We start from the raw sequence: 21,010 nt of genomic DNA, 5'->3' as shown, positions 1-21,010 counted from the left end.
TTCGCCCGGCCTTTGTCTTCCTGCCTGCCAAAAGGCTCAGTTGGTCGCATTATAGGCGGTGATTGCCGCCATGTTGACGATATCGGAATCCTTCGCCCCGATCGTCACGATCTGCGCCGGTTTGTCGAGGCCGACGAGCAGCGGACCGATGACGGTCGCGCCGCCCAGCTCCTGCAGCATGTCGGCGGCGATGGACGCCGAATGATTGTCCGGCGTGACGATGACATTGGCGGGACCGGAGAGGCGGATGAACGGATATTGCTCCATCAGCTTCGGATTCAGCGCCACATCCGCGCTCATTTCGCCGTCGAACTCGAAATCGACATGGCGCGTTGAAAGGATGCGGACGGCTTCCTGAATGCGCGCCGAGCGCTCGCCGCCCATATGGCCGAAGGTGGAGAATGCCGTGAGCGCCACGCGCGGCACATAGCCCATGCGGCGCGCCATGCCGGCGGCTTCGACGGCAATGTCGGCAAGTTCGGCTGCGGTCGGCATTTCATGCACTGCCGTATCGGCGATGAACACGGTCCGCTCGCGGCAAAGCGCGATCGAAACGCCCACCATGCGATGGCCGGGCTTGGAATCGATCACCCGGCGCACGTCGTCGAGGCCGGTCGCATAATTGCGGGTTACGCCCGTTACCATGCCGTCGGCATCGCCAAGCGCCACCATGCAGGCCGCGAAATGGTTGCGATCGTTGTTGATGAGGCGATGGCAGTCGCGCGCCAGATAACCCTTGCGCTGAAGCTTTTCGTAAAGATGGTCCGCATAGGCCGAGTTGCGGCTGGAAAGGCGCGCATTGATGATCTCGATTCCCGGACGATCGAGATCGAGACCCGCCGCCTGGGCCGTATTGTGCACGCGCTCTTCGCGACCGACGAGAATGGCGGTGCCAAGCCCCTGATTGACGTAGGAAACGGCGGCGCGCATCACCTGTTCTTCCTCGCCTTCGGCGAAGACGATGCGTTTGGGCTGCTGGCGCACGCGCTCGTAAATACCGCGCAGTGTCGAGGCGATGGGGTCGCGCCGTGCCGACAGTTCCCGCTTGTAGCCTTCAATGTCCTCAATGATGCGCCCGGCAACGCCGGTTTCGATTGCAGCCTTTGCAACGGCTGCCGAAACGGAAGCGAGCAGGCGCGGATCGAACGGCACGGGAATGATGTAGCTCGGACCGAAGCGCGGACGGCTGCCCTGATAGGCGGCGACCACATCGTCCGGCACGTCCTCGCGGGCAAGCTCGGCGATGGCGTGCACGGCGGCGATCTTCATCGCATCGTTGATCGTGGTTGCGCGCACGTCGAGCGCGCCGCGGAAGATGTAGGGAAAGCCCAGGACATTGTTGACCTGGTTCGGATAGTCCGAGCGTCCGGTGGCGACGATGGCGTCGTCGCGAATGAGGGCAACCTCTTCCGGCGTGATTTCAGGATCGGGGTTGGCCATTGCAAAGATGATCGGATTGGGCGCCATGACACGCACCATTTCTTCCGTAAGCGCCCCCTTGGCGGACAGGCCGAGGAACACGTCTGCATCCTTCATGGCATCGGCGAGCGAGCGGCGGTCGGTCTTGACCGCATGTGCCGATTTCCACTGGTTCATGCCTTCTTCGCGGCCCTGATAGACAACGCCCTTGGTGTCGCAAAGGATGACATTGTCCGGGTCGAAGCCCATCGCCTTGATGAGTTCAATGCAGGCGATGCCCGCAGAACCCGCGCCATTGCAGACGAGTTTCGTCGTCTTCATGTCGCGGCCCGTCAGGTGAAGCGCGTTGATGAGACCGGCGGCGGCGATGATCGCCGTACCGTGCTGGTCGTCGTGAAACACCGGGATGTCCATCAGTTCGCGCAGGCGTTGCTCGATGATGAAACAGTCCGGCGCCTTGATGTCTTCCAGATTGATGCCGCCGAAAGACGGGCCGAGATAGCGCACGGCATTGATGAAGGCGTCGATATCGGTCGTATCGATTTCAAGGTCGATGGAGTCCACATCCGCGAAGCGCTTGAACAGCACCGCCTTGCCTTCCATCACCGGCTTGGAGGCCAGCGCGCCGAGATTGCCGAGGCCGAGGATTGCCGTGCCATTGGAAACGACGGCGACCAGATTGCCCTTGGACGTGTAATCATAGGCCAGAGACGCGTCTTCCGCGATGGCCTTCACCGGCACGGCGACGCCTGGCGAATAGGCAAGCGAGAGGTCGCGTTGCGTGGTCATGGGCTTGGTGGGGTTGATCTCCAGCTTGCCGGGACGACCCTGCGCGTGAAAGTCGAGCGCTTCCTTCTCACTGGCTGTGGGTGCGCGTTCTGATGTGTTGCCCTTCGGCGTCGAGGCTGGCATGTTCCCTCCGGTTTCATCTGCGGGAAAACCTCGATAGCGCCAGTCAGGCATCGTGTAAACAGCGCTTACGGGAATAGATATTCATCCAAAAACGATGGAATGCGAAATTTTATGACTTTGGCATTGTTTGCCAAGCAATAAATGAAGGTTTACCTATGGAAGCGAAGGCCAGCGAAAACACGTTGAAAGCGGAAGAAAACGCCGCCGAGGCCGCACCCGTTCGCCTGACGCCCATGATGGAGCAATATATCGAGATCAAGGCGGCAAATGTCGATTCGCTGCTTTTCTATCGCATGGGCGATTTCTACGAGCTGTTTTTCGACGATGCCGTGGAAGCTTCCGCCGCTCTCGGTATCACGCTCACCAAGCGCGGCAAGCATCTGGGCGAGGATATTCCCATGTGCGGCGTGCCGGTGCACGCGGCGGACGACTATCTGCAGAAGCTGATCGCCAAGGGCTATCGGGTCGCGGTCTGCGAGCAGGTCGAAGATCCGGCCGAAGCCAAAAAGCGCGGCGCCAAATCCGTGGTGCGGCGCGATGTGATCCGCCTTGTCACGCCCGGCACGTTGACGGAAGAAAAGCTGCTCGACCCGTCCGAGGCGAATTTCCTGATGGCGCTTGGCCGCACCAGGGGCGAGGGGACGCTGGCGCTTGCCTGGATCGATATTTCCACCGGCACCTTCCGCGTATCGGAAACCGCGCCTGACCGGCTCTTTGCCGATATCATGCGGGTCGATCCGCGTGAGCTGGTCGTGGCGGACACAGCCTTCCACGATGCGGAACTGCGCCCGGTCTTCGATCTGGTGGGCAAGGCGGTGACGCCGCAGCCTGCGACGCTTTTTGACAGCGGGGCGGCTGAAAACCGTATCCAGCGCTATTATGACGTTGCGACGCTCGACGGTTTCGGCCAGTTCAGCCGCGTGGAACTGTCGGCCATTTCCGGCGCCATCGCCTATATCGAGAAGACGCAGATTGCCGAACGACCGCCGCTGATGCGCCCCGAACGCGAACATGAAGGCGGCACGATCTTCATCGATCCCGCCACCCGCGCCAGTCTGGAACTGGTGCGCACCATGTCGGGCAGTCGCGAGGGAAGCCTTCTCAAGGCGATTGACCGTACGGTGACGGGCGGCGGTGCGCGTCTTCTGGCGGAACGGCTGACCGCGCCCTTGACCGATCCCCGCAAGATCACGCTGCGGCTCGATTCCGTTTCGTGGTTCCTGAGCGAGCAATCGCTTTGCGAGGCCCTGCGGCACGAACTGAAGGGCGTGCCGGACATGCCGCGCGCGCTGTCGCGACTGGCAGTCGGTCGTGGCGGTCCGCGCGATCTGGGTGCATTGGCGCGCGGCTTCGAGGCGGCGGGCGCCATTTCCTCGCTGTTGAACGGGGCGCTCCTGCCGAACGAACTGGCCGCCGCGCGGGAAGCGCTGGAGCAGATGTCGGTGGCTTTCGCCGAACATCTCGACCGTGCGCTGGCCGACGAAATGCCGCTTTTGAAGCGTGACGGCGGTTTCGTCCGCGAAGGCTATAATGGCGAACTTGATGAAATGCGCGCGCTGCGCGACCAGTCGCGCCGGGTGATCGCCGGTTTGCAGGCCGATTATATCGAGGAAACCGGCATCAAGTCGCTGAAGATCAAGCATAACAATGTGCTCGGCTATTTCATCGAAGTGACGGCCAACAATGCCGGGGCGATGACCGATACGGACGACGTGAAGGGCCGCTTCATCCATCGCCAGACCATGGCCAATGCGATGCGTTTCACGACGACCGAACTGGCGGAGCTTGAAAGCAGGATCGCGAATGCCGCCGACCGCGCCCTGTCGATCGAACTGGCGATTTTCGAGGAACTGACGGCCGAAGCCGTCAGCCATGCCGACAGCATTCGCGCGGCGGCGGCGGCACTTGCCGTCTTCGACGTTTCGGCGGCGCTTACCGTGCTTGCCGAAGGGCAGGGCTATTGCCGCCCTCTGGTCGACGACAGCCTGTCCTTCAACATCGTTGCCGGTCGCCATCCGGTGGTGGAACAGGCGCTGCGCCGTCAGGCGGCCAATCCGTTCGTGGCCAACGATTGCGATCTTTCCCCGCAAAAGGACGGGGGAAATGGTGCGATCTGGTTGCTGACCGGCCCGAATATGGGCGGTAAGTCGACTTTCCTGCGCCAGAATGCGCTGATTGCCATTCTGGCCCAAATGGGCTCATTCGTTCCCGCCGGATCGGCGCGGATCGGTGTGGTCGACCGGCTTTTCAGCCGCGTCGGTGCGTCCGACGATCTGGCGCGCGGGCGCTCGACCTTCATGGTCGAAATGGTGGAAACGGCGGCGATCCTCAATCAGGCAGGTGAACGCTCGCTCGTCATCCTCGATGAAATCGGGCGCGGCACGGCGACGTTCGACGGTCTGTCCATCGCCTGGGCGGCCGTGGAATATCTGCATGAGAAAAACCGCTGCCGCGCCTTGTTTGCTACCCATTTCCACGAAATGACGGCGCTTTCGGAAAAGCTGGGGCGGCTTTCCAATGTCACCATGCGGGTCAAGGAATGGGACAATGATGTCGTCTTCCTGCACGAAGTGGCAAAGGGGGCGGCTGACCGTTCCTATGGCGTGCAGGTGGCGCGGCTTGCGGGGCTTCCCGAAGCGGTGGTCGATCGCGCTCGTGACGTGCTGCATCAGCTCGAAGCGGGAGAAACGTCCGGCAAGGCCGACAAGCTGATCGACGATCTGCCGCTGTTTTCCGTGGTTTTGCAGGAAAAGCCGAAGCCGCAGGCATCATCGAAAGACAGCGAACTTGCGCAGGCCGTCTCGGCAATCAGCCCGGACGAACTCACACCGCGCGAAGCGCTGGACCTGATCTACAAATTGAAGGAACTGGCCGGAAAGGCGTGAGTTCTCGGAACCCTCGCCCTTCGAGGCTCCGCTATGCTCCGCACCTCAGGGTGAGGGCGTTGGGCTGATTTGATGCAAGATAACCGCAGGGGTTTCCCCTCATCCTGAGGAGGCCTGAAGGGCCGTCTCGAAGGCCGAGGGGAAAACAGCCAAGTTTACACAAAACGGTTAGCTTCCGCGCCGTAATAGGTGATGTAGCGGCTGGAGATGCGCTCGATCGGCAGGATGATGAACACATCGGTGGTGCCGAAGGCTTCATCAATGACCGCGCCGTCGCCAATCATTGCGCCGAGGCGCAGATACCCCTTCACCAGCGGTGGCATGGAGAAAAGCGCAACCTTGTTGTTGATCGCTTCCTTCGGCATCAGATCCATGGCCTGATAACGGTGCGGCAGGGCGCGTACGTCCCAGTCCGGCGTTGCCCGGCAATTATGGTGCAGGAACGACAGGCCCAGCGCGTGTGCTGCCGGCACCGCGCCGTGGAACGATGCGCAGCCGAACATCACGTCGATGGAATGGCGGCGGCAATAAGCCCATGCCCCCTGCCAGAGAAGTTCCACCGTGCGCTTGGAGCGGTATTCGGCTTTCACGCAGGAGCGCCCAAGCTCCAGAAGACGAAGGTTCGGGCGCGACAGCGCCAGGCGCTGCACGTCATATTCGTCAGCGGAGTAAAATCCGAGCGCCTTTTCGGCCTGATCGCTGCGCATCAGGCGGTAGGTGCCGACAATCTGCTGGTGTTCCGGCACAGGCAGTGCAGTGTCGTAGACGAGAAGATGATCGCAAATGGCATCGAAACGGTCGGCGTCGCGCAGTTCCACGGCTTCGATGGTTTCCCTGCGGGCGCCCATTTCATCGAAGAAGACACGGAAACGCAGTTCCTGCGCGGCTTCGATAGCCTCGCGCGAGTTCGCAAGACGCACTTCCAGCGATCCGATGCGACCCAGAACGACAGGGTCACCGTTGGACGCAAGCAGCGCCTGTTGTGCTTCTAAGCCTGACATGATCGTATCATCAATGATTTGCCGGTCCATTCCAAGCAGTACTGTCATGACGATGGCTCCTGATTTGTCTCTTCACGTATTCCTGAACGGCTTTCCCACTGATATTTCAGCGATGGCTAACCAATCCCGGTTCATACGGTCCTGCACGGACATCACGTCCATTTGGACCGAAGCAGTACAGATTCAGTGCTACGCGAGAATGACAGAAGCATGTCACCAATGTGTCATTACGGCTCGACGGAACTTATCCCCTTCAAATAGCTTTTAAATTTTTCCGTTTCAAATTATGCGAAAGCCCGGAAACGATCAACCCGTCCCCCCGGCGGCAGTATATCCGGCGCGGTTTCAGCGCGCGGTGCGCTCGCGCCGCCAGCCCAGAAACTCTTCCAGAATGATCAGTCCCGCACCGAGGGTGATGAACGCATCGGCGAGATTGAACACGGCGAAAGACCATGTGGGCAGATGGAACAGGATGTAATCGACCACATAGCCATGCACCACGCGGTCGATGAGATTGCCGATGGCGCCGCCGACCACCAGCGCGAAGCCATAGCGCGCAAAGACGCGGTTCGGCGCATTGGTCCACCAGAGATAAAGCACGAAGACGATGACGGCCGCGGTGATCGCAATCAGCCCGCCGTCATGAAGCCATGCCAACATGGAGAAGGCGATACCTTCATTATGCGTGCGGAACAGTGCAAGGAAGGGCAGGAGATCGATCTGCTGGCCATAGCCCATGCGCGTTTCGACGAGATATTTCACGCACTGATCGATCAGCACCGTGAGCATCACGACGAAAAGCGAGGACCAGACCACGTGGCGCTTCATCTCAGGACCTTTCGTCCAGCGTGAGTGCCTCGCGGCGGATTTCGTAAAGCATGACGCCGGTGGCGATAGCCAGATTGAGCGAATCGGCGCGACCCGCCTGCGGAATGCGGGCAAGCTTGTCACAGGCACCGGCAAGACTGTCCGGCAGGCCCTGCTGCTCGTTGCCCATCATCAGCACGACCGGCTTGTTCGCGTAAGGAATGGTGCGATAATCGACCGCGCCTTTCAGATGCGTACCGACGATCAGGCCGGAAAAGCCCTTGCGCCAGTTGAGGAAATCGGCTTCGCTCGCCTTGTAGAGCGGCACGGAAAAGACCGAACCCATGGTGGCGCGCACGGTTTCGAGCGAATAGGGATCGGTCGTGTCGCCGATCAGGATCACACCCTTTGCGCCGACAGCATCAGCCGTGCGGATGACGGTGCCGAGATTTCCCGGATCGCGCACCCGGTCGAGCGCGATATAGACGTCATTGCCCTTGGGGCCAAGTGAGCGCAGCGGCCGGTATTGCTGCTCGAAGACACCGACCACCATCTGCGGGTTGTCGCGCCGGGTGATTGCGGAAATGACCTTATCGGTTACTTCCAGCACCAGCCCGCCCTTGGCGAAGGTGCGGGCGGCGACCTGCTCGACCAGCTTGTTGCCTTTGCCGGATTTGGCGAAAACCAGCGTCTTGATGCGCCAGTCCTGCTCCAGCGCGTCGATGACGAGCTTCAGCCCTTCGGCCAGAAACACGCCCTGCTGGTCGCGGAATTTCTTGAGCGCCAGCGAACGCAGGTCCTTGACGATCGGATTGGCGAGGCTGGTGACTTCCTTGACCTGTCCCACCCGGGGGCCTTTGGAAAAATCGTCGTTACGGCTCATTTGGCTACCCAGCGGCTGAACATGGAAGTGGAAAGTGCGCGCCCTGCCGCCTGTTCGCGCAGGATAAGTTCGCCCGATTCGACCGTGCCGCCAAGGCCGGTGAAACGGTCGCGCATCAGTTCGTGAATGGCGAAGAAGGACGCCCGGATCGAATAGGCGGTGAGAATGACGGCCAATGGCTTTGGCGTCAGGATCGACCGGCAGGTATCGACCATGGCGGGCAGATGCTCGAACAATTGCCAGACTTCGCCGCTGGGGCCGCGCCCATAGGCGGGCGGATCGAGCAGGATAATGTCGTAGAAGCTGCCGCGGCGTTCCTCACGCTGGACGAATTTCATCGCGTCTTCGCAGATCCAGCGAATCGGCTTGTCGGAAAGGCCGGCCATTTCCTGATTCTCGCGCGCCCATAGAATGGCCTTCTTGGAAGCGTCGACATGGGTGACTTCCGCTCCGGCGCGCGCAGCCACTAGCGAGGCAACGCCGGTATAGCCGAAAAGATTGAGCACCTTGACCGTGCGTCCGGCCTTCACGCCTTTGCGGATAAGCCCGTCCATGAACGACCAATGCGCGGCCTGTTCGGGAAAGACGCCGACATGCCGGAACGAGGTGAAGCGGCCATGGAAGGAAATGCCTTCGTGCTGCATCGGCCATGTCTCGCCGAGCGGCACTTTTGGAAACGCCCAGCGCCCCATGCCTTCCTCGTCGGTATTGCCGGTGAAGACGGCATCGGCCTCGTCCCATTCCTTTTGCGGGAGGCTTGGCAACCAGATCGCCTGACCTTCCGGGCGCACAATGCGGTAGGGGCCGTATTGTTCCAGCTTCAGCCCGTTGCCGCTGTCGATGAGCGCATAATCGGGCGAAGGTTCCGTTTCGAGGATCAGCGGCAGGCGCTCGCCCGGACGTGCCCCGGAATAGGGTTTTATCTCGCGAAGCGGCGCGATGGGCTTGTCTTCCGAAGGCTTGGAAGCAGCCTTGGCAAATTGCGGGCGCGGTTTCCTGAAGGAAGAAGCCCTGTTTTCGGACTTGCTGTCGAACTTGCTGGCAAACTTGCTGTCAGGGCGCGGTGCATCGTGTTTCGCGCGCTCGGAGCTGCGCTCCTGCCCACGCTCCTGCCTGGGCACTTGCTTGCCGCCCGAGGGCTTTTTGCCTTTTCCTTTTGGCGTCTTCACCCGAAACTCCAATCATCTTTGGCGCTCTAGAGCATTTCCAGCAAAAGTGTGAAGCGGTTTTGCGTAGGATAATGCGTAAAAACAAATAGTTAGAGCGGTTCCAACGATTCAGTCGAACAGGAACCGCTCTAGGTAGGATAAACGACGCCCACGTGGAAGGGGAAAACGTTGATTGTCGCGCGTTTAGGCCCTGTTTCAGGAATTGATAAGGGATGTATTGCGCTTTTCGGCGGTTTCCACCCGTTCCAGAAGACGCGCCGTCTCCTGTTTGCTGTGGCGGGCCTGACGGCGATGCTTGCCCTGCGTGAGCCATGTCACGATGGAACCGAGGACGACACCGATCAAAAGTGCGCCGAACAGCCAGAGGAACAGGGGCGCATGATAGGATAGCGCAGGGTTGCCCGGATTGAACGGGTCGAGTGTGAATTGCACCGTTGCCCGGTTGGCGACCGATAGCGCGATCAGCGCAACGGCGAGCGGTACCAGAACAATAATGGCGATGATGCGTTTTGCCGCCATGATGCTTATCAGACCGCGCCGTTGAGACGGTCACGCAGTTCCTTGCCGGTCTTGAAGAACGGCACCCACTTTTCTTCCACTTCGACCGTTTCGCCGGTGCGCGGATTGCGGCCGCTGCGGGCGGGACGATTTTTTACCGAAAAGGCACCGAAGCCGCGCAGTTCCACGCGGTTTCCGTCCGCAAGGGCGTTGGTGATCTCATCGAATACCGCGCCGACGATATTTTCGACATCGCGCTGAAAGAGATGCGGATTGCGGCTGGCGATAATCTGAACGAGTTCCGATTTGATCACGGCTTTAAACCCCTGTTGTTTTGTTTGCTGCGTCCGGTTTGCCGGACATTGTCAGTCGACCGGCTTGGCGTCAATTCGCTTCAGGCGCTCCGTCAACGTGCCAAACCGAGAGAAGTCCGTCAAGAAAGATACGATCCCCGGCGATCTCCTTGAGAACGCTGCCTGCTTCCTGCGGAACCCCGAGGAGGCGCGCACCGGCATGGATGATGAGATCGCGCACCGAAAAACCCGTGTCGCTGCTGACCGGTTTCCATTCCAGGCGGGGCAGGTCTTTGGAGACCCCCTTGCTCGCGAGCCAGGTCACGGCTTCTTCCTCGCCGCCAAGGCCGTCGATCAGTTTCTTGTCCAGTGCCTGACGGCCGGTGAAAACCGCGCCATTGGCAAGCGCCAGCGCCTGTTCATGCGTGAACGAGCGGCGTTTTTCAACGATATCCACGAACCATGCATAGGAATCCATGATCATGTTGCGGATCATGCCCTTGGCTTCCTCGCTGGCCGGGCTGAAATAGTTGGGCTCTGCCTTGAGCGGAGAGGACTTGATGGTTTCGACCTTCACGCCGATTGTGTCGAGAAGCTTCGAGACGTCGGGATACTGGAACAGGACGCCGATGGAGCCGACGATGGAAGTCTGCCGCGCCACGATATGGTCGGAGGCGCTGGCGATCATGTATCCGGCGGAGGCTGCCAGCGTGCCGACCTGCGTGACCACGGGCTTCTTTTGGGCGATCTTGCGCACGGCTTCAAAGATCGCCTCGCCGCCGACAGTGGTGCCGCCCGGCGAATCGAGGACGAGAATCACGCCTTTGACCGCGTCGTCTCCGGCGATCTTGCCGAGGCGCTTCAACAATTCCTCATTCTCGAAGATGGTTCCTTCGATGCGCACCTTGGCGATATGCGGCTGGCTGAAATTGGCGCCGCGCAGCGACCAGGACGCAAAGACGGCGATCAGCGCGGCAACCAGAAGCAGGAAGGCCACGCGCCAGATCGTCAGCTTCCTGCGCAATTTCCGGCGTTCGATGATTGCTTCGGCGTCGTGAGCCATTCCGTCCATCCGTTTGTTCGAGCAGCGCTGCCTGCGCCTGCAACTTCACCTTTTGCCCCGAATGGGGACATGCGGCAAGTAGCTTTGGCAAGGTCATGCGTCACAGATAGTGCCCGAAAGCCAAATTAATAGGCCCTGACCCTGATAGGTCCTACCCTGATACCGAAGCGCGATGAGTGGAACGGATCGCATTCCGCATGCGCGTTCCGAATTACCCGGCGACACACGCCGGGATTCGGTCAGAGCGCAATTTGCAGCCTGCGTCCGCGCGGCTGTAACTTGCGCCGGATTTGTGGTATCAAAGAGTTGATTAGCATTCTACCTAATTAAATGAATGCCAATTGGGTTGAATAATCAATGGCATAAGCTGTTCCTGCTTCCATTTTGCGAGGCGGGCGCGCTGTTTTGCGCGTATAAGCCTATTGAGCGGCCGGCTATTTCACCCCAAATAAACCCAATTGAAATGAAACAGCGCGACATAGGGCGCTGATTTTTGAATTCTGAAAAGCCATCGAGGACCTGAAGACAACATGACTGCCGACGTCACACATAACCATGCGCCGCAGAGCGCGACCGCTGCCGGTCGCGGCAAGGGCGGCATGCGTTTTGGTGCTTCGGAGAAGGCGGAAACGCTTTTTCACGCTGCGCAGCGCCATTCGGTCCGTGTCCGGGTTCTGAAAACCGCGCTGCCGATCGCCGCGATCATGGTGGCGGCCGTTTTTTCCTGGTACACCTTTCTCGCCACGCCGAACACGCCCGTCAAGGTGGAAGTGAACACCGGCGGCGAAAGCGGCAAGCTCGTCATGACCAGCCCGCATCTCAACGGATATACCAAGGACAACCGTCCCTATTCGATGACTGCCGCCAAGGCGACGCAGGACGCGAAGAACAGCGGCGCGATTGCGCTTGAAGGCATTTCCGCCGAGTTGCCGGTCGGTGAAGACGGCATCGCCAGGGTTGAGGCCGCGTCGGGCGTTTATGATAATGCAAATGGTCGTTTGCAACTTGATAACGACTTTACTGTTACGACGAATGAAGGTTTACGTGCCGTGCTGCATTCTGCGGATGTGAACCTGAAAAGCGGGCAGATCACCACCGACAAGCCCGTCGACATTCGCAGCGGCAGCACGCATATCCTGGCCGACCGTATGCAGGTCAGGGACAACGGGAAGGTTCTCGTTTTCGAGAACAAGGTTCGAATGACCGTTGACGGCAGCGTCGTTTCGCCCAACAAGGCTCCCTGACGGGGAGCTTGACCTGAGAAAAGGAAACGCATTCCGAAAGAGGGCATAGGCTTTCGGGGACCAAAATGCGCTCCAGACTGGTTTTTTTGATCGCATTTTGCGATGCCGAATGTTCCCATTTGGCCGCAAACTGCTTAAAGTTGCGTCTGACCGCATGTCGGCCCAGAAATGGTTGATGAATGGCCGAATGCTTCGGGGAGCTCAAGATATATGGAACGCGAGACGGGCAGGATGAACAAGGGTACGATGGCCCGCACTTTGCGGACGGGATTTGCAGTTCTGGCGCTTGGCATGGTCGCGGCTCCGGTCGCGTCGCTGGCTCAGGAAGAAGGCTCTGCCGTGAACGGTCTGAAGCTTTCCAACAGCAAGGCGCCGGTCAAGATCGACGCCGACAAGCTGGAAATGCGCGACAAGGAAGGCATTGCCATATTCACCGGCAATGTGGCCGTTTCGCAGGGTGACGCGCTTCTCAAGGCCGGTCTGATGACCGTCTACTACAACAAGGCGAAGAAGGACGGCGAAGGCCAGGCCGCCGCGCCTGCAAGCGCCGGCGTGGGCGGGCTTGATTCGTCCAGCATCGATCACATCGACATTTCCGGAAAAGTGTATCTGAAGTCCGGCACGCAGGTCGCGACCGGCGATACCGGCCGCTACGACGCGAAGAATCAGGTGATGGTCCTTCAGGGGCAGAAGGTGGTTCTGACCGACGGCGATAACGTGGTGACCGGCTGCAAGCTGACCGCGCATCTCGATACGGGGCGCGCCAATGTTGAAAGCTGCAAGGGCCAGACGAAGGGACGTGTGTCGATCATCATGGCTCCGAAGGATCAACAGCAGGGCGGCGCGGCGCCCACACAGAACTGACCGGAGCGCGCGTGGGATTGTTCTGGAACAAGAAGGCCGATGAGCCGCAAGCTGCATCTCGAAATGTGAATGGAGCGTCTGAGGCCGTGGGGGCGATGCCCGCGCAGCCCGGCAAGTCGGCGCGGCTCAAGGGCACACTGGTCGCGCGCGGGCTTTGCAAGAGCTATCGCGGGCGGCAGGTGGTCAATGGCGTGTCGTTCGGCGTTCGCGCGGGCGAGGCCGTCGGTATTCTGGGACCGAACGGCGCCGGCAAGACCACATGCTTCTATATGGTGACGGGACTGGTTCCCGCCGATAGCGGGTCCATCGAGATCGACGGTTTCGACGTTACGTCGATGCCGATGTATCGCCGCTCGCGCCTGGGTATCGGTTATCTGCCGCAGGAAGCCTCGATTTTCCGTGGCCTTTCGGTGGAAAACAATATCAAGGCCGTGCTGGAAGTCGTGGAAAAGGACCGCGCCAAGCGCGCATCCGAGCTGGATGCGCTGCTGGAAGAATTTCACATCGCGCATCTGCGCAAGGCGCCCGCCATTTCGCTCTCGGGCGGTGAACGCCGCCGTCTTGAAATTGCGCGCGCGCTCGCGTCGCGTCCGAATTTCATGCTGCTCGACGAACCTTTTGCAGGCGTCGATCCCATCGCCGTTTCGGATATTCAGCAACTCGTGCGTCACCTGACGAGCCGCGGTATCGGCGTTCTGATCACCGACCACAACGTGCGCGAAACGCTCGGTCTCATCGATCGCGCCTATATCATTCACGCCGGACAGGTCCTGACCCACGGTCGTCCCGCCGAAATCGTCGCAAATCCCGATGTTCGCAGGCTTTATCTCGGCGACCAGTTCACTCTTTGATCCAGCTTATACGCGTTCGAATCGATGCGCGGACGCGCTGTCGTCCGGCTCTCGTGCTGCCGCTCGTGCCGTCGGTGCGCGAGCGGTCGAAACCGTGTCTTCCCGCGACTAATTTCCCTTTTGCTTGAAAAACGCGCATTCTGAATTGACAAGCAAGGTTCATACCAGTTTTCATTCGGTTCGGCCTGCATAGGCGGTTCGTGAAAATTGCTGGAGCGCATCCCGAAAAGTGTGAAACGGTTTTCGGGCCGATGCCATGGGGTAAACCGGGGAGAATAACGCGTCATATGGCTTTGTCGCCCAAGCTCGATTTCCGTCAGTCTCAATCGCTGGTCATGACCCCCCAGCTGATGCAGTCGATCAAACTGTTGCAGATGACGCATGTGGAGCTGGAGCAGTTTCTGGATGTCGAGATCGAGAAAAATCCGCTGCTGGACAGAATAGAGGCAGCGAACGATGATTTTTCAGGCGCGGATTCTGTGCGCGACGACGGGGAGACGGGCGGGGAAGAAGCAGGTTCCGACGCGTCCGAGGCGGACTGGTTCAAGACGGATGTTTCCGACGATGCGGAAACGCTCTCCTCCGCCTTCGACAGTTCGCTGGAGAATATTTTTCCCGACGATCCCGGACGTTCCGACGCGGTCGGCCCCGATCTGACGGCGCAATGGAAATCCGCGCCGGGCGAGGGCCAGGTTTCGGGAAGCGGATACGATATAGACCAGGTCGTGGCGAGCCGTGTTTCGCTGAGCGAGCATGTCGCCGGACAGATCGCGCTGACTTTCTCCACAACCGCTGACCGTTTCATGGCAACGGGGCTTGCCGATGCGCTGGACGAGAGCGGCTATCTGCGCGCCGACACTACGGCGCTGGCCCAGAATCTGGGCGTGGAGACCGCCGAGGTCGAGCGGATACTGACCGCGATGCAAGGCTTCGACCCGCCGGGGATTTTTGCGCGCGATCTGCGCGAATGCCTGGCGATACAGTTGCGCCTCAAGGATCGTTTCGATCCGGCGATGGAAGCGCTCATCGATAATCTCGATCTTCTGGCCCGGCGCGACTTTGCGACGCTCAAAAAGCTCTGCGGCGTCGATCAGGCGGATATTCTCGACATGCTCACCGAAATTCGGATGCTCGATCCCAAGCCGGGAGCGTTGTTCGAGGTTGCGGTGGTCGATGCCATCGTGCCCGACGCGCTCGTCACGCCTTCGCGCGATGGCGGCTGGCTTATCGAACTGAATCCGGCCGCGATGCCGAGGCTCATCGTCAATAATGAATATTATGCCGAAGTCAGCGCATCGGTGAAGGCGGAGGAAAAAGCCTTTCTGTCGGACTGTATGCAGACGGCGAACTGGCTGGTGCGCAGCCTCGATCAGCGGGCGCGAACCATATTGAAGGTCACGCAGGAGATCGTGCGTCAGCAGGACGGTTTTCTGCGCCATGGCGTGGCCTATCTGAAGCCGCTCAATCTGCGCATGGTTGCCGATGCGGTCGGTATGCATGAATCGACCATCAGCCGCGTGACGGCCAACAAGTTCATGGCCACGCCGCGCGGGGTTTTCGAGCTGCGCTATTTTTTCACCGCCTCCATTGCCTCTTCGGAGGGCGGCGACGCCCATTCGTCGGAAAGCGTGCGCCATCGCATCCGTCAGTTGATCGACGCCGAACAGCCGGACAATGTGTTGTCCGACGACGCCATCGTGGATGTCCTGAAGAAGGACGGTGTGGATATTGCGCGCAGAACCGTCGCAAAATACCGCGAAGCGATGAATATTGCTTCGTCCGTTCAGCGCCGACGCGAAAAGAAGGCGAGATTGTCCGCGTCGTGAGCGTCTGAAACAAAAGCGGTGGCGATGGGGAAAACAACCGTCGCGGACAGGCATGGCGACTTTTGGAGCAGACACCGGTTGTGCTGGCTATGCTCCTGTTTTTCGTGAGATATTGGCTTCGGTTACGTACAAGGCCCGCATGGCTGGGAGATCGACTGGCATGAGGACCAATTGACAAGCGCCTGTTCACCCAATAGAAGCCCGGCTCGCGTTGCGAAACCTGTCCCGTCCTCCTGGAAATGGGAAGTTCTGGCGCGCCGACGGGTGTCTTGAGTAAAAGTCGCAGGCAGCTTTTCCCGGAGACCCGGCGTACAACTGAATCGAGTGGTTTCAGGGATTTCGTTTCCACTGGACCAACACGAAACATGATCGCGGTTTGTGAAGAAATTGCGGTTGTCCATATGCTGGCCGAGCAGGTAATCCGACGTTCTGGACGGTCCGGGTGGAAAAGCCGGAAAACGCACGGGATGAAAAGCATCTTTGATGCGGGTTCGCTTTGCGCTTCGCTCGCCTTGTGATTAGACTGAGTCCTGTGGTGTAACGCAAATGAGGTGTGCCAAATGACTCTGCGTGTATCTGGAAAGCATATGGACGTCGGTGAAGCTTTCACGGCCCGGATCGTCGATCGGGTTAACGAGGCTGTCGGCAAATATTTCGATCATGGCTTTTCCGGACAGGTTACGGTCACCAAGTCCGGCTCGCGTTTCAGTGCGGATTGCACTTTGCACCTCGATAGCGGTGCGACGCTGCAAAGCACTGGCGAGGCGCAGGATCCGCAACTGGCTTTCGAAGCGGCCGCGGACAAGATCGAAACCCGCCTTCGCCGCTACAAGCGCCGTCTGAAATCGCGCTCGGCTGCACAGCAAGATGCGATCTATGATGACGTTGCATATCGTGTTATGGCACCGCTGCCGGACGAAGAGGAGGATCTTCCGGCGGATTACGCGCCGACTATCGTTGCGGAATCGTCCGTCGCCCTGCGCACCATGTCGGTGGCGTCGGCGGTCGTGGAACTGGATCTGATCGAGAATCCGGTTCTGGTGTTCCGCAATGCCGGCAATGATGAAGTTAATATCGTCTACCGTCGCGCGGACGGCAATATCGGCTGGGTCGATCCATCGATGGTCACCCGCCAGGCCGTGCGACGCGCCTGACGGCAAACCTGAAGCGCACGCAGCTATTGGCCGCCAGGCCGCCGCGTGCGCTTCCCAAAACCGGGCCGCAAAGGCCTGATTGAAGAAGGAACGGAGAGAATGGATCTTAGTGATCTGATTCAGCCGGGGGCGGTTATCCCTGCGCTGAAAGCCAGCTCCAAAAAGCAGCTTTTGCAGATTTTGTCTGAAAAGGCTGCGGAACTGACCGGTCTCCCTGAGCGCGAAGTTTTCGAAACAATTCTCCAGCGTGAGCGCCTCGGTTCCACCGGGGTAGGCAATGGTATTGCCATTCCGCACGGAAAGCTGGCGAACATCAACAAAATAGCGGGAATCTTCGCTCGTCTGGAAACACCGGTCGATTTCGAGGCGCTGGACGATCAGCCGGTCGATCTTGTTTTTCTGCTTCTGGCGCCGGAAAACGCCGGCGCGGATCATCTGAAGGCACTTTCGCGCATCGCCCGTATGTTGCGCGACGCCGATATGGTTGCCAAGCTGCGCGGCACGCACGACGCGCAGGCGCTATATTCATTCCTGACCGCCCAGCCCGCGTCCAACGCCGCCTGAGCGCAAATAGTTTCTCGTAGACAAAACCGCCGTTCGCCTTGAGTGGCGGTTTTGTTTGTCTGTGTTCATTTTGAACGGGATACATGCAAGGTTTGCGGCAAAGCCTTGCCCGGAATTTGCTCCCTCTGTCTTTGGATTTCGACACATCGCGTAAACCTTTAAATTGGCGACGCAACCAATAATTTAGAGGTGTTTGATGAAATTGGGAAAAACGTGTTTTCTCATTGCAGCGACGTTGGTCCTGACCGGAAATGTTGCTGTCGCGGGTTCACTGACCTCACCATCGATTAGCCAGTCGACAAAATCAGAGCAATGCCATCAGTTGGCGGAGACGATCTGTGCGGAATGGAAGCACTACAAGGAAAAATATGATTACTGCCTGAAAACGACCTACGGCAACTGTATGCACCAGAACCCTCCGCATTGATCACGCATGGAGGTGCGATACCGACGATGGCCGGTATCGCATCAAACTTTACTGCAGCATCACCGTGCGCAGTTCATGCTCCTGTGCGCCCTGCAGCGCGGTGGCGCGGACATCGGAGAGCACGATGGGTTCGCCGCTTGCGCCAAACAGCGCCCAGAGTTCCAGGCCCGGCTCGATTGGCGGAAGGGCAGGGAAGCTGCGGGCAAGGTCATCAGAACGGATCTTGCGCACATAGGCGAGTTCACCTTCGCCGAGATGGGCGAATTCATTTTCGGTGAATATTTGTCTGTTCATGGTCTTAGCCTCCATTCAGGCGGCATGTCATTTGCGACCATGCCGCATCAGAGCTTCACGATTTCAGCATAACGCCAGAGACTGAACGAAACCTGAACGGCTTTCAGTCCTTCACGGCGATGTTGATCTTCTTGATCAGTCGTTCCGGTTCGGGACGGTCGAGATCGATGGCGAGAAGGCCATTCTTCAATTCGCAACCGAGAACCCGCATACCGTCGGCCAGGACGAAAACGCGCTGGAACTGCCGGGCGGCAATGCCGCGATGCAGGAATTCACGTTCGGTATCGTCATTCTGGCGACCCCGGATGACGAGCTGATTGTCTTCCGTCATGACCTCGAGGTCTTCGCTGGAAAAGCCGGCCACCGCGAGCGTGATGCGCAGGCGTTCGGACTCGGTGTCCTCGCGCAGGCGTTCGATGTTGTAGGGCGGATAACCGTCGCCGGATTTAGCGATCCGTTCCAACGTTTTTTCCATCGTATCGAATCCGAGCAGCAAAGGGCTCGAAAACGGTGTCATTCTTGTCATTGCATCAGTCCTTGATGAAAAGCGACCGTTACGAAGAGAACCCGTTCGGCGTCTCTCTTCGCCACCTGATATGGCTTGCAAAATGCCCGACTTCAAGAGCCCGCGCCGGATTCCTTGTCCTGGATCGTAAAACGGGGCCGGATCGTAAAACGGGGATTGGCAACGCGAAAGCTGCGACTGTTGCAGGGAAGGGTGTCAGCGCCGGGCTTTGGCGAGAGCGGCGCCGAACGCGACCGCAAAGCTTTCGCGGTCGTCGGGATTGAGGAAGTTACCGATGGCCACGCTCTTGTCGCGACTTTCCACGCGCATACCGGTAATGCCGATATCCGGTTTGCGCGCCACGTTGAAGCGCGCCCAGAACGGATTGAAGCGATGCGCGGTCAATTTGCCCGAGGCGGCATATTGGCGAATATGCAGGGCCGAACGCGACACGGAAATTTCCTCTCGCGCGCGGGCGGCGCGATAATTCCAGCGAAAGGCGAGATAGATCAGCAGGACGTCGAGGCCGAAAAATCCGAAGATGGGCCAGGCCCCGATGGACCAGAAAAGAATGCCGACGAACATCCAGCAGCCGATCAGGGCGCTCATGAGAACGGTAAAGCCCTTGTTGCCCAGCGACCGATAGGGTGTGAGCAGGGCTTCGAAAATGGGTTTGTCGAACCGGTCTGGTTCTGCGCCGTCTGGATGATGCATCGAATTCGGGTCGGTTGGGGGTTCCGCGAGGGCCTGCGTCAAGCTGCTGATTGTTCTCCTGTCAGGGAAACGATTATAGAAGCGGAATGCAAAAGGCCAAAATCAAATCGCCCGTGAACGATTCTTCTACCCAGCGCCGCCCGCGCCGCGTGGCGGGTACGCTTTATACGGCGGAGGAAATTCACGAAATTTTCCGCCGTTTCTCCGTTCAGCGGCCAGAGCCGAAAGGCGAACTGGAGCATGTGAACGCTTTCACGCTTCTGGTTGCCGTGGTCCTGTCCGCACAGGCGACGGATGCCGGGGTCAACAAGGCCACGCGGGCCCTGTTCGCTGTCGCCGATACACCCGGCAAGATGCGGGCGCTGGGCGAGGAAAAGATCGGCGACCATATCCGCACCATCGGCCTTTGGCGCAACAAGGCAAAGAACGTCATGCTTCTGTCGGAAGCCCTGATCCGCGATCATGGCGGCGAGGTGCCGGGCGACAGGGACGAGCTGGTGAAGCTGCCCGGCGTCGGGCGCAAGACGGCCAATGTCGTGCTGAACATGGCTTTCGGCCAGCCGACCATGGCGGTGGACACGCATATTCTGCGCATCGGCAACCGTATCGGTCTCGCGCCCGGAAAGACGCCGGAGGCCGTCGAGGCCGTTCTGGTGCGCGTCATCCCGGCGGAATACATGCTCCATGCGCATCATTGGCTCATCCTGCACGGGCGTTATGTGTGCAAGGCGCGCAAGCCGGAATGCGAGAGTTGCGTGATCGCGGACATCTGCAAATATCCGGCGAAGACCTGCGACGTGCCCGCCGCGCTCATTCCCCTGCCGCCGCAGGCGTGAGCCGCGCTTCGCGCTGCGATATGGCCTTGTGAAGATGGACCATCATCGTTGCGGCGAAAAGCGGGGTCAGGAGATTGACGATGGGGATCGCCATGAAACCGGCAATCGGCAGGCCAGCCAGAAACACCGTCACGCCGTAATGCGACCGCAGCGCCTTCGCCTCGGCTTCCGGGCGATAGCGCATGGCGGCGAATTCGAAAAACTCCCGTCCGAGCAGGTAGGCGTTGATGACGAAAAAGGCGATCAGATTGACGCCGGGTATGAAAAGCATCAACAGCGCGACGATATTGCCGAGAATGACGATGCCGAGAAATTTCAGCGAAACGACGATGGACCTGACGACCGGCAATGGCTGGCCGGAAGGCTCGCCCGGATAGTCTTCGCGTTCGACCACTTCCGCCACATCGTCGAGAAACAGTCCGGCCACCAGCGCGGTGACGGGCGCTATCATCAGTGCGAGCACGAGTGCCAGTCCAAGGCCCGCCACAATGGCCGCGACGATGCCGAGCCAGCCTGCCCATTCGGGCATACCGGGGAGTATCTGCTCCATCCATGGCCAGGCGAAGGTGAAAAAGACCTGTCGAACGGCTGCCCACAGGCCGATGAGCAGCAGGAGGGTAAGGCCGAGTGTTTTCCAGAAGACGTTTCTCAACTCCGGCGTGAGCAGGCGCTTCAGGGCATTCAATGCGGCGTCAAAGATCATTTTCGACCCATTCCTGGCAGATTCAATAAGCTGGAGCTACCTTTGTGCGTCCGAACGGACGCACGGCGCTCTGTGGACGAAGATGGAAATAGGTATGC

Annotated in this window: 21 protein-coding genes; 9 read left to right on the top strand and 12 right to left on the bottom strand. The window is 59.4% G+C overall.

The annotated features are described in order from the left end of the window. Positions 1–36 precede the first annotated feature (36 nt). On the bottom strand, positions 37–2,331 hold the full coding sequence (locus FHS76_RS00285) for an NADP-dependent malic enzyme (protein WP_183646368.1): 2,295 nt from the start codon (positions 2,329–2,331) through the stop codon (positions 37–39). A 155-nt stretch (positions 2,332–2,486) separates the two neighbouring features. Between FHS76_RS00285 and mutS the strand changes: the two genes are divergently transcribed. Beyond that, positions 2,487–5,216, top strand: coding sequence for a DNA mismatch repair protein MutS (mutS, locus tag FHS76_RS00280; RefSeq protein WP_183646365.1), 2,730 nt, complete (start codon positions 2,487–2,489; stop codon positions 5,214–5,216). 155 nt (positions 5,217–5,371) lie between these two features. Here mutS and FHS76_RS00275 read toward each other — a convergent pair whose 3' ends face one another. From FHS76_RS00275 to sppA, 7 genes are all read right to left on the bottom strand, one after another. Continuing rightward, on the bottom strand, positions 5,372–6,265 hold the full coding sequence (locus FHS76_RS00275) for a GNAT family N-acetyltransferase (RefSeq protein WP_183646363.1): 894 nt from the start codon (positions 6,263–6,265) through the stop codon (positions 5,372–5,374). A gap of 297 nt (positions 6,266–6,562) precedes the next feature. Further along, positions 6,563–7,045 carry a signal peptidase II gene (gene lspA / locus FHS76_RS00270; protein ID WP_183646360.1) on the bottom strand — a complete coding sequence of 161 codons (483 nt, stop codon included), beginning with the start codon at positions 7,043–7,045 and terminating at the stop codon, positions 6,563–6,565. A 1-nt stretch (position 7,046) separates the two neighbouring features. Then, a complete protein-coding gene (locus FHS76_RS00265) occupies positions 7,047–7,907 on the bottom strand; it encodes a TrmH family RNA methyltransferase (RefSeq protein ID WP_183646357.1) in 861 nt (286 codons plus the stop codon). Further along, the gene (locus FHS76_RS00260) at positions 7,904–9,076 is read right to left on the bottom strand and encodes a class I SAM-dependent methyltransferase (RefSeq protein ID WP_183646354.1); all 1,173 of its coding nucleotides are present in this window, start codon (positions 9,074–9,076) and stop codon (positions 7,904–7,906) included. The genes FHS76_RS00265 and FHS76_RS00260 overlap by 4 nt, the downstream gene beginning before the upstream one ends. 195 nt (positions 9,077–9,271) lie before the next feature. Beyond that, positions 9,272–9,595, bottom strand: coding sequence for a lipopolysaccharide assembly protein LapA domain-containing protein (locus tag FHS76_RS00255; protein ID WP_183646351.1), 324 nt, complete (start codon positions 9,593–9,595; stop codon positions 9,272–9,274). 8 nt (positions 9,596–9,603) lie between these two features. Further along, on the bottom strand, positions 9,604–9,888 hold the full coding sequence (locus tag FHS76_RS00250) for an integration host factor subunit beta (RefSeq protein WP_183646348.1): 285 nt from the start codon (positions 9,886–9,888) through the stop codon (positions 9,604–9,606). Positions 9,889–9,958: 70 nt separating this feature from the next. Then, on the bottom strand, positions 9,959–10,930 hold the full coding sequence (gene sppA / locus FHS76_RS00245) for a signal peptide peptidase SppA (protein ID WP_183646345.1): 972 nt from the start codon (positions 10,928–10,930) through the stop codon (positions 9,959–9,961). Positions 10,931–11,460: 530 nt separating this feature from the next. Between sppA and lptC the strand changes: the two genes are divergently transcribed. The 7 genes from lptC (at position 11,461) to FHS76_RS00210 (ending at position 17,860) form a co-directional block, all read left to right on the top strand. Next, a complete protein-coding gene (lptC, locus tag FHS76_RS00240) occupies positions 11,461–12,174 on the top strand; it encodes an LPS export ABC transporter periplasmic protein LptC (RefSeq protein WP_183646342.1) in 714 nt (237 codons plus the stop codon). A gap of 210 nt (positions 12,175–12,384) precedes the next feature. Continuing rightward, on the top strand, positions 12,385–13,038 hold the full coding sequence (locus tag FHS76_RS00235; RefSeq protein ID WP_183646340.1) for an LptA/OstA family protein: 654 nt from the start codon (positions 12,385–12,387) through the stop codon (positions 13,036–13,038). Between the two features lie 11 nt (positions 13,039–13,049). Continuing rightward, positions 13,050–13,889, top strand: coding sequence for an LPS export ABC transporter ATP-binding protein (gene lptB, locus FHS76_RS00230; RefSeq protein WP_183646338.1), 840 nt, complete (start codon positions 13,050–13,052; stop codon positions 13,887–13,889). A 287-nt stretch (positions 13,890–14,176) separates the two neighbouring features. Continuing rightward, positions 14,177–15,715 carry an RNA polymerase factor sigma-54 gene (rpoN, locus tag FHS76_RS00225; protein ID WP_183646335.1) on the top strand — a complete coding sequence of 513 codons (1,539 nt, stop codon included), beginning with the start codon at positions 14,177–14,179 and terminating at the stop codon, positions 15,713–15,715. Positions 15,716–16,275: 560 nt separating this feature from the next. After that, positions 16,276–16,869 carry a ribosome hibernation-promoting factor, HPF/YfiA family gene (gene hpf / locus FHS76_RS00220; RefSeq protein ID WP_183646333.1) on the top strand — a complete coding sequence of 198 codons (594 nt, stop codon included), beginning with the start codon at positions 16,276–16,278 and terminating at the stop codon, positions 16,867–16,869. 99 nt (positions 16,870–16,968) lie between these two features. Continuing rightward, a complete protein-coding gene (gene ptsN, locus FHS76_RS00215; RefSeq protein ID WP_183646331.1) occupies positions 16,969–17,433 on the top strand; it encodes a PTS IIA-like nitrogen regulatory protein PtsN in 465 nt (154 codons plus the stop codon). Positions 17,434–17,629: 196 nt separating this feature from the next. Next, a complete protein-coding gene (locus FHS76_RS00210; protein ID WP_183646329.1) occupies positions 17,630–17,860 on the top strand; it encodes a hypothetical protein in 231 nt (76 codons plus the stop codon). Positions 17,861–17,908: 48 nt separating this feature from the next. Here FHS76_RS00210 and FHS76_RS00205 read toward each other — a convergent pair whose 3' ends face one another. The 3 genes from FHS76_RS00205 to FHS76_RS00195 form a co-directional block, all read right to left on the bottom strand. Beyond that, the gene (locus tag FHS76_RS00205) at positions 17,909–18,154 is read right to left on the bottom strand and encodes a BQ00720 family protein (protein ID WP_183646325.1); all 246 of its coding nucleotides are present in this window, start codon (positions 18,152–18,154) and stop codon (positions 17,909–17,911) included. A 103-nt stretch (positions 18,155–18,257) separates the two neighbouring features. Further along, positions 18,258–18,680 (bottom strand): Hsp20 family protein, encoded by a 423-nt coding sequence (locus FHS76_RS00200; protein WP_183646322.1) that lies wholly within the window; start codon positions 18,678–18,680, stop codon positions 18,258–18,260. A 195-nt stretch (positions 18,681–18,875) separates the two neighbouring features. After that, positions 18,876–19,373 carry a DUF2244 domain-containing protein gene (locus FHS76_RS00195; RefSeq protein WP_183647437.1) on the bottom strand — a complete coding sequence of 166 codons (498 nt, stop codon included), beginning with the start codon at positions 19,371–19,373 and terminating at the stop codon, positions 18,876–18,878. An 86-nt stretch (positions 19,374–19,459) separates the two neighbouring features. On the opposite strand from FHS76_RS00195, the gene nth reads away from it, so the two are divergent. After that, positions 19,460–20,209, top strand: a complete 750-nt coding sequence (gene nth / locus FHS76_RS00190; RefSeq protein WP_183646319.1) for an endonuclease III — start codon at positions 19,460–19,462, stop codon at positions 20,207–20,209. Here nth and FHS76_RS00185 read toward each other — a convergent pair. Beyond that, positions 20,184–20,912, bottom strand: coding sequence for a sulfate transporter family protein (locus FHS76_RS00185; RefSeq protein WP_183646316.1), 729 nt, complete (start codon positions 20,910–20,912; stop codon positions 20,184–20,186). The two genes, nth and FHS76_RS00185, sit on opposite strands and share 26 nt — an antisense overlap. Positions 20,913–21,010: the final 98 nt, after the last annotated feature.

This window comes from Brucella daejeonensis, assembly GCF_014199265.1.
GTDB lineage: Bacteria > Pseudomonadota > Alphaproteobacteria > Rhizobiales > Rhizobiaceae > Brucella > Brucella daejeonensis.
The sequence above is the reverse complement of the archived record's forward strand: the minus strand, read 5'-3'. Positions and strand labels throughout refer to the sequence as shown.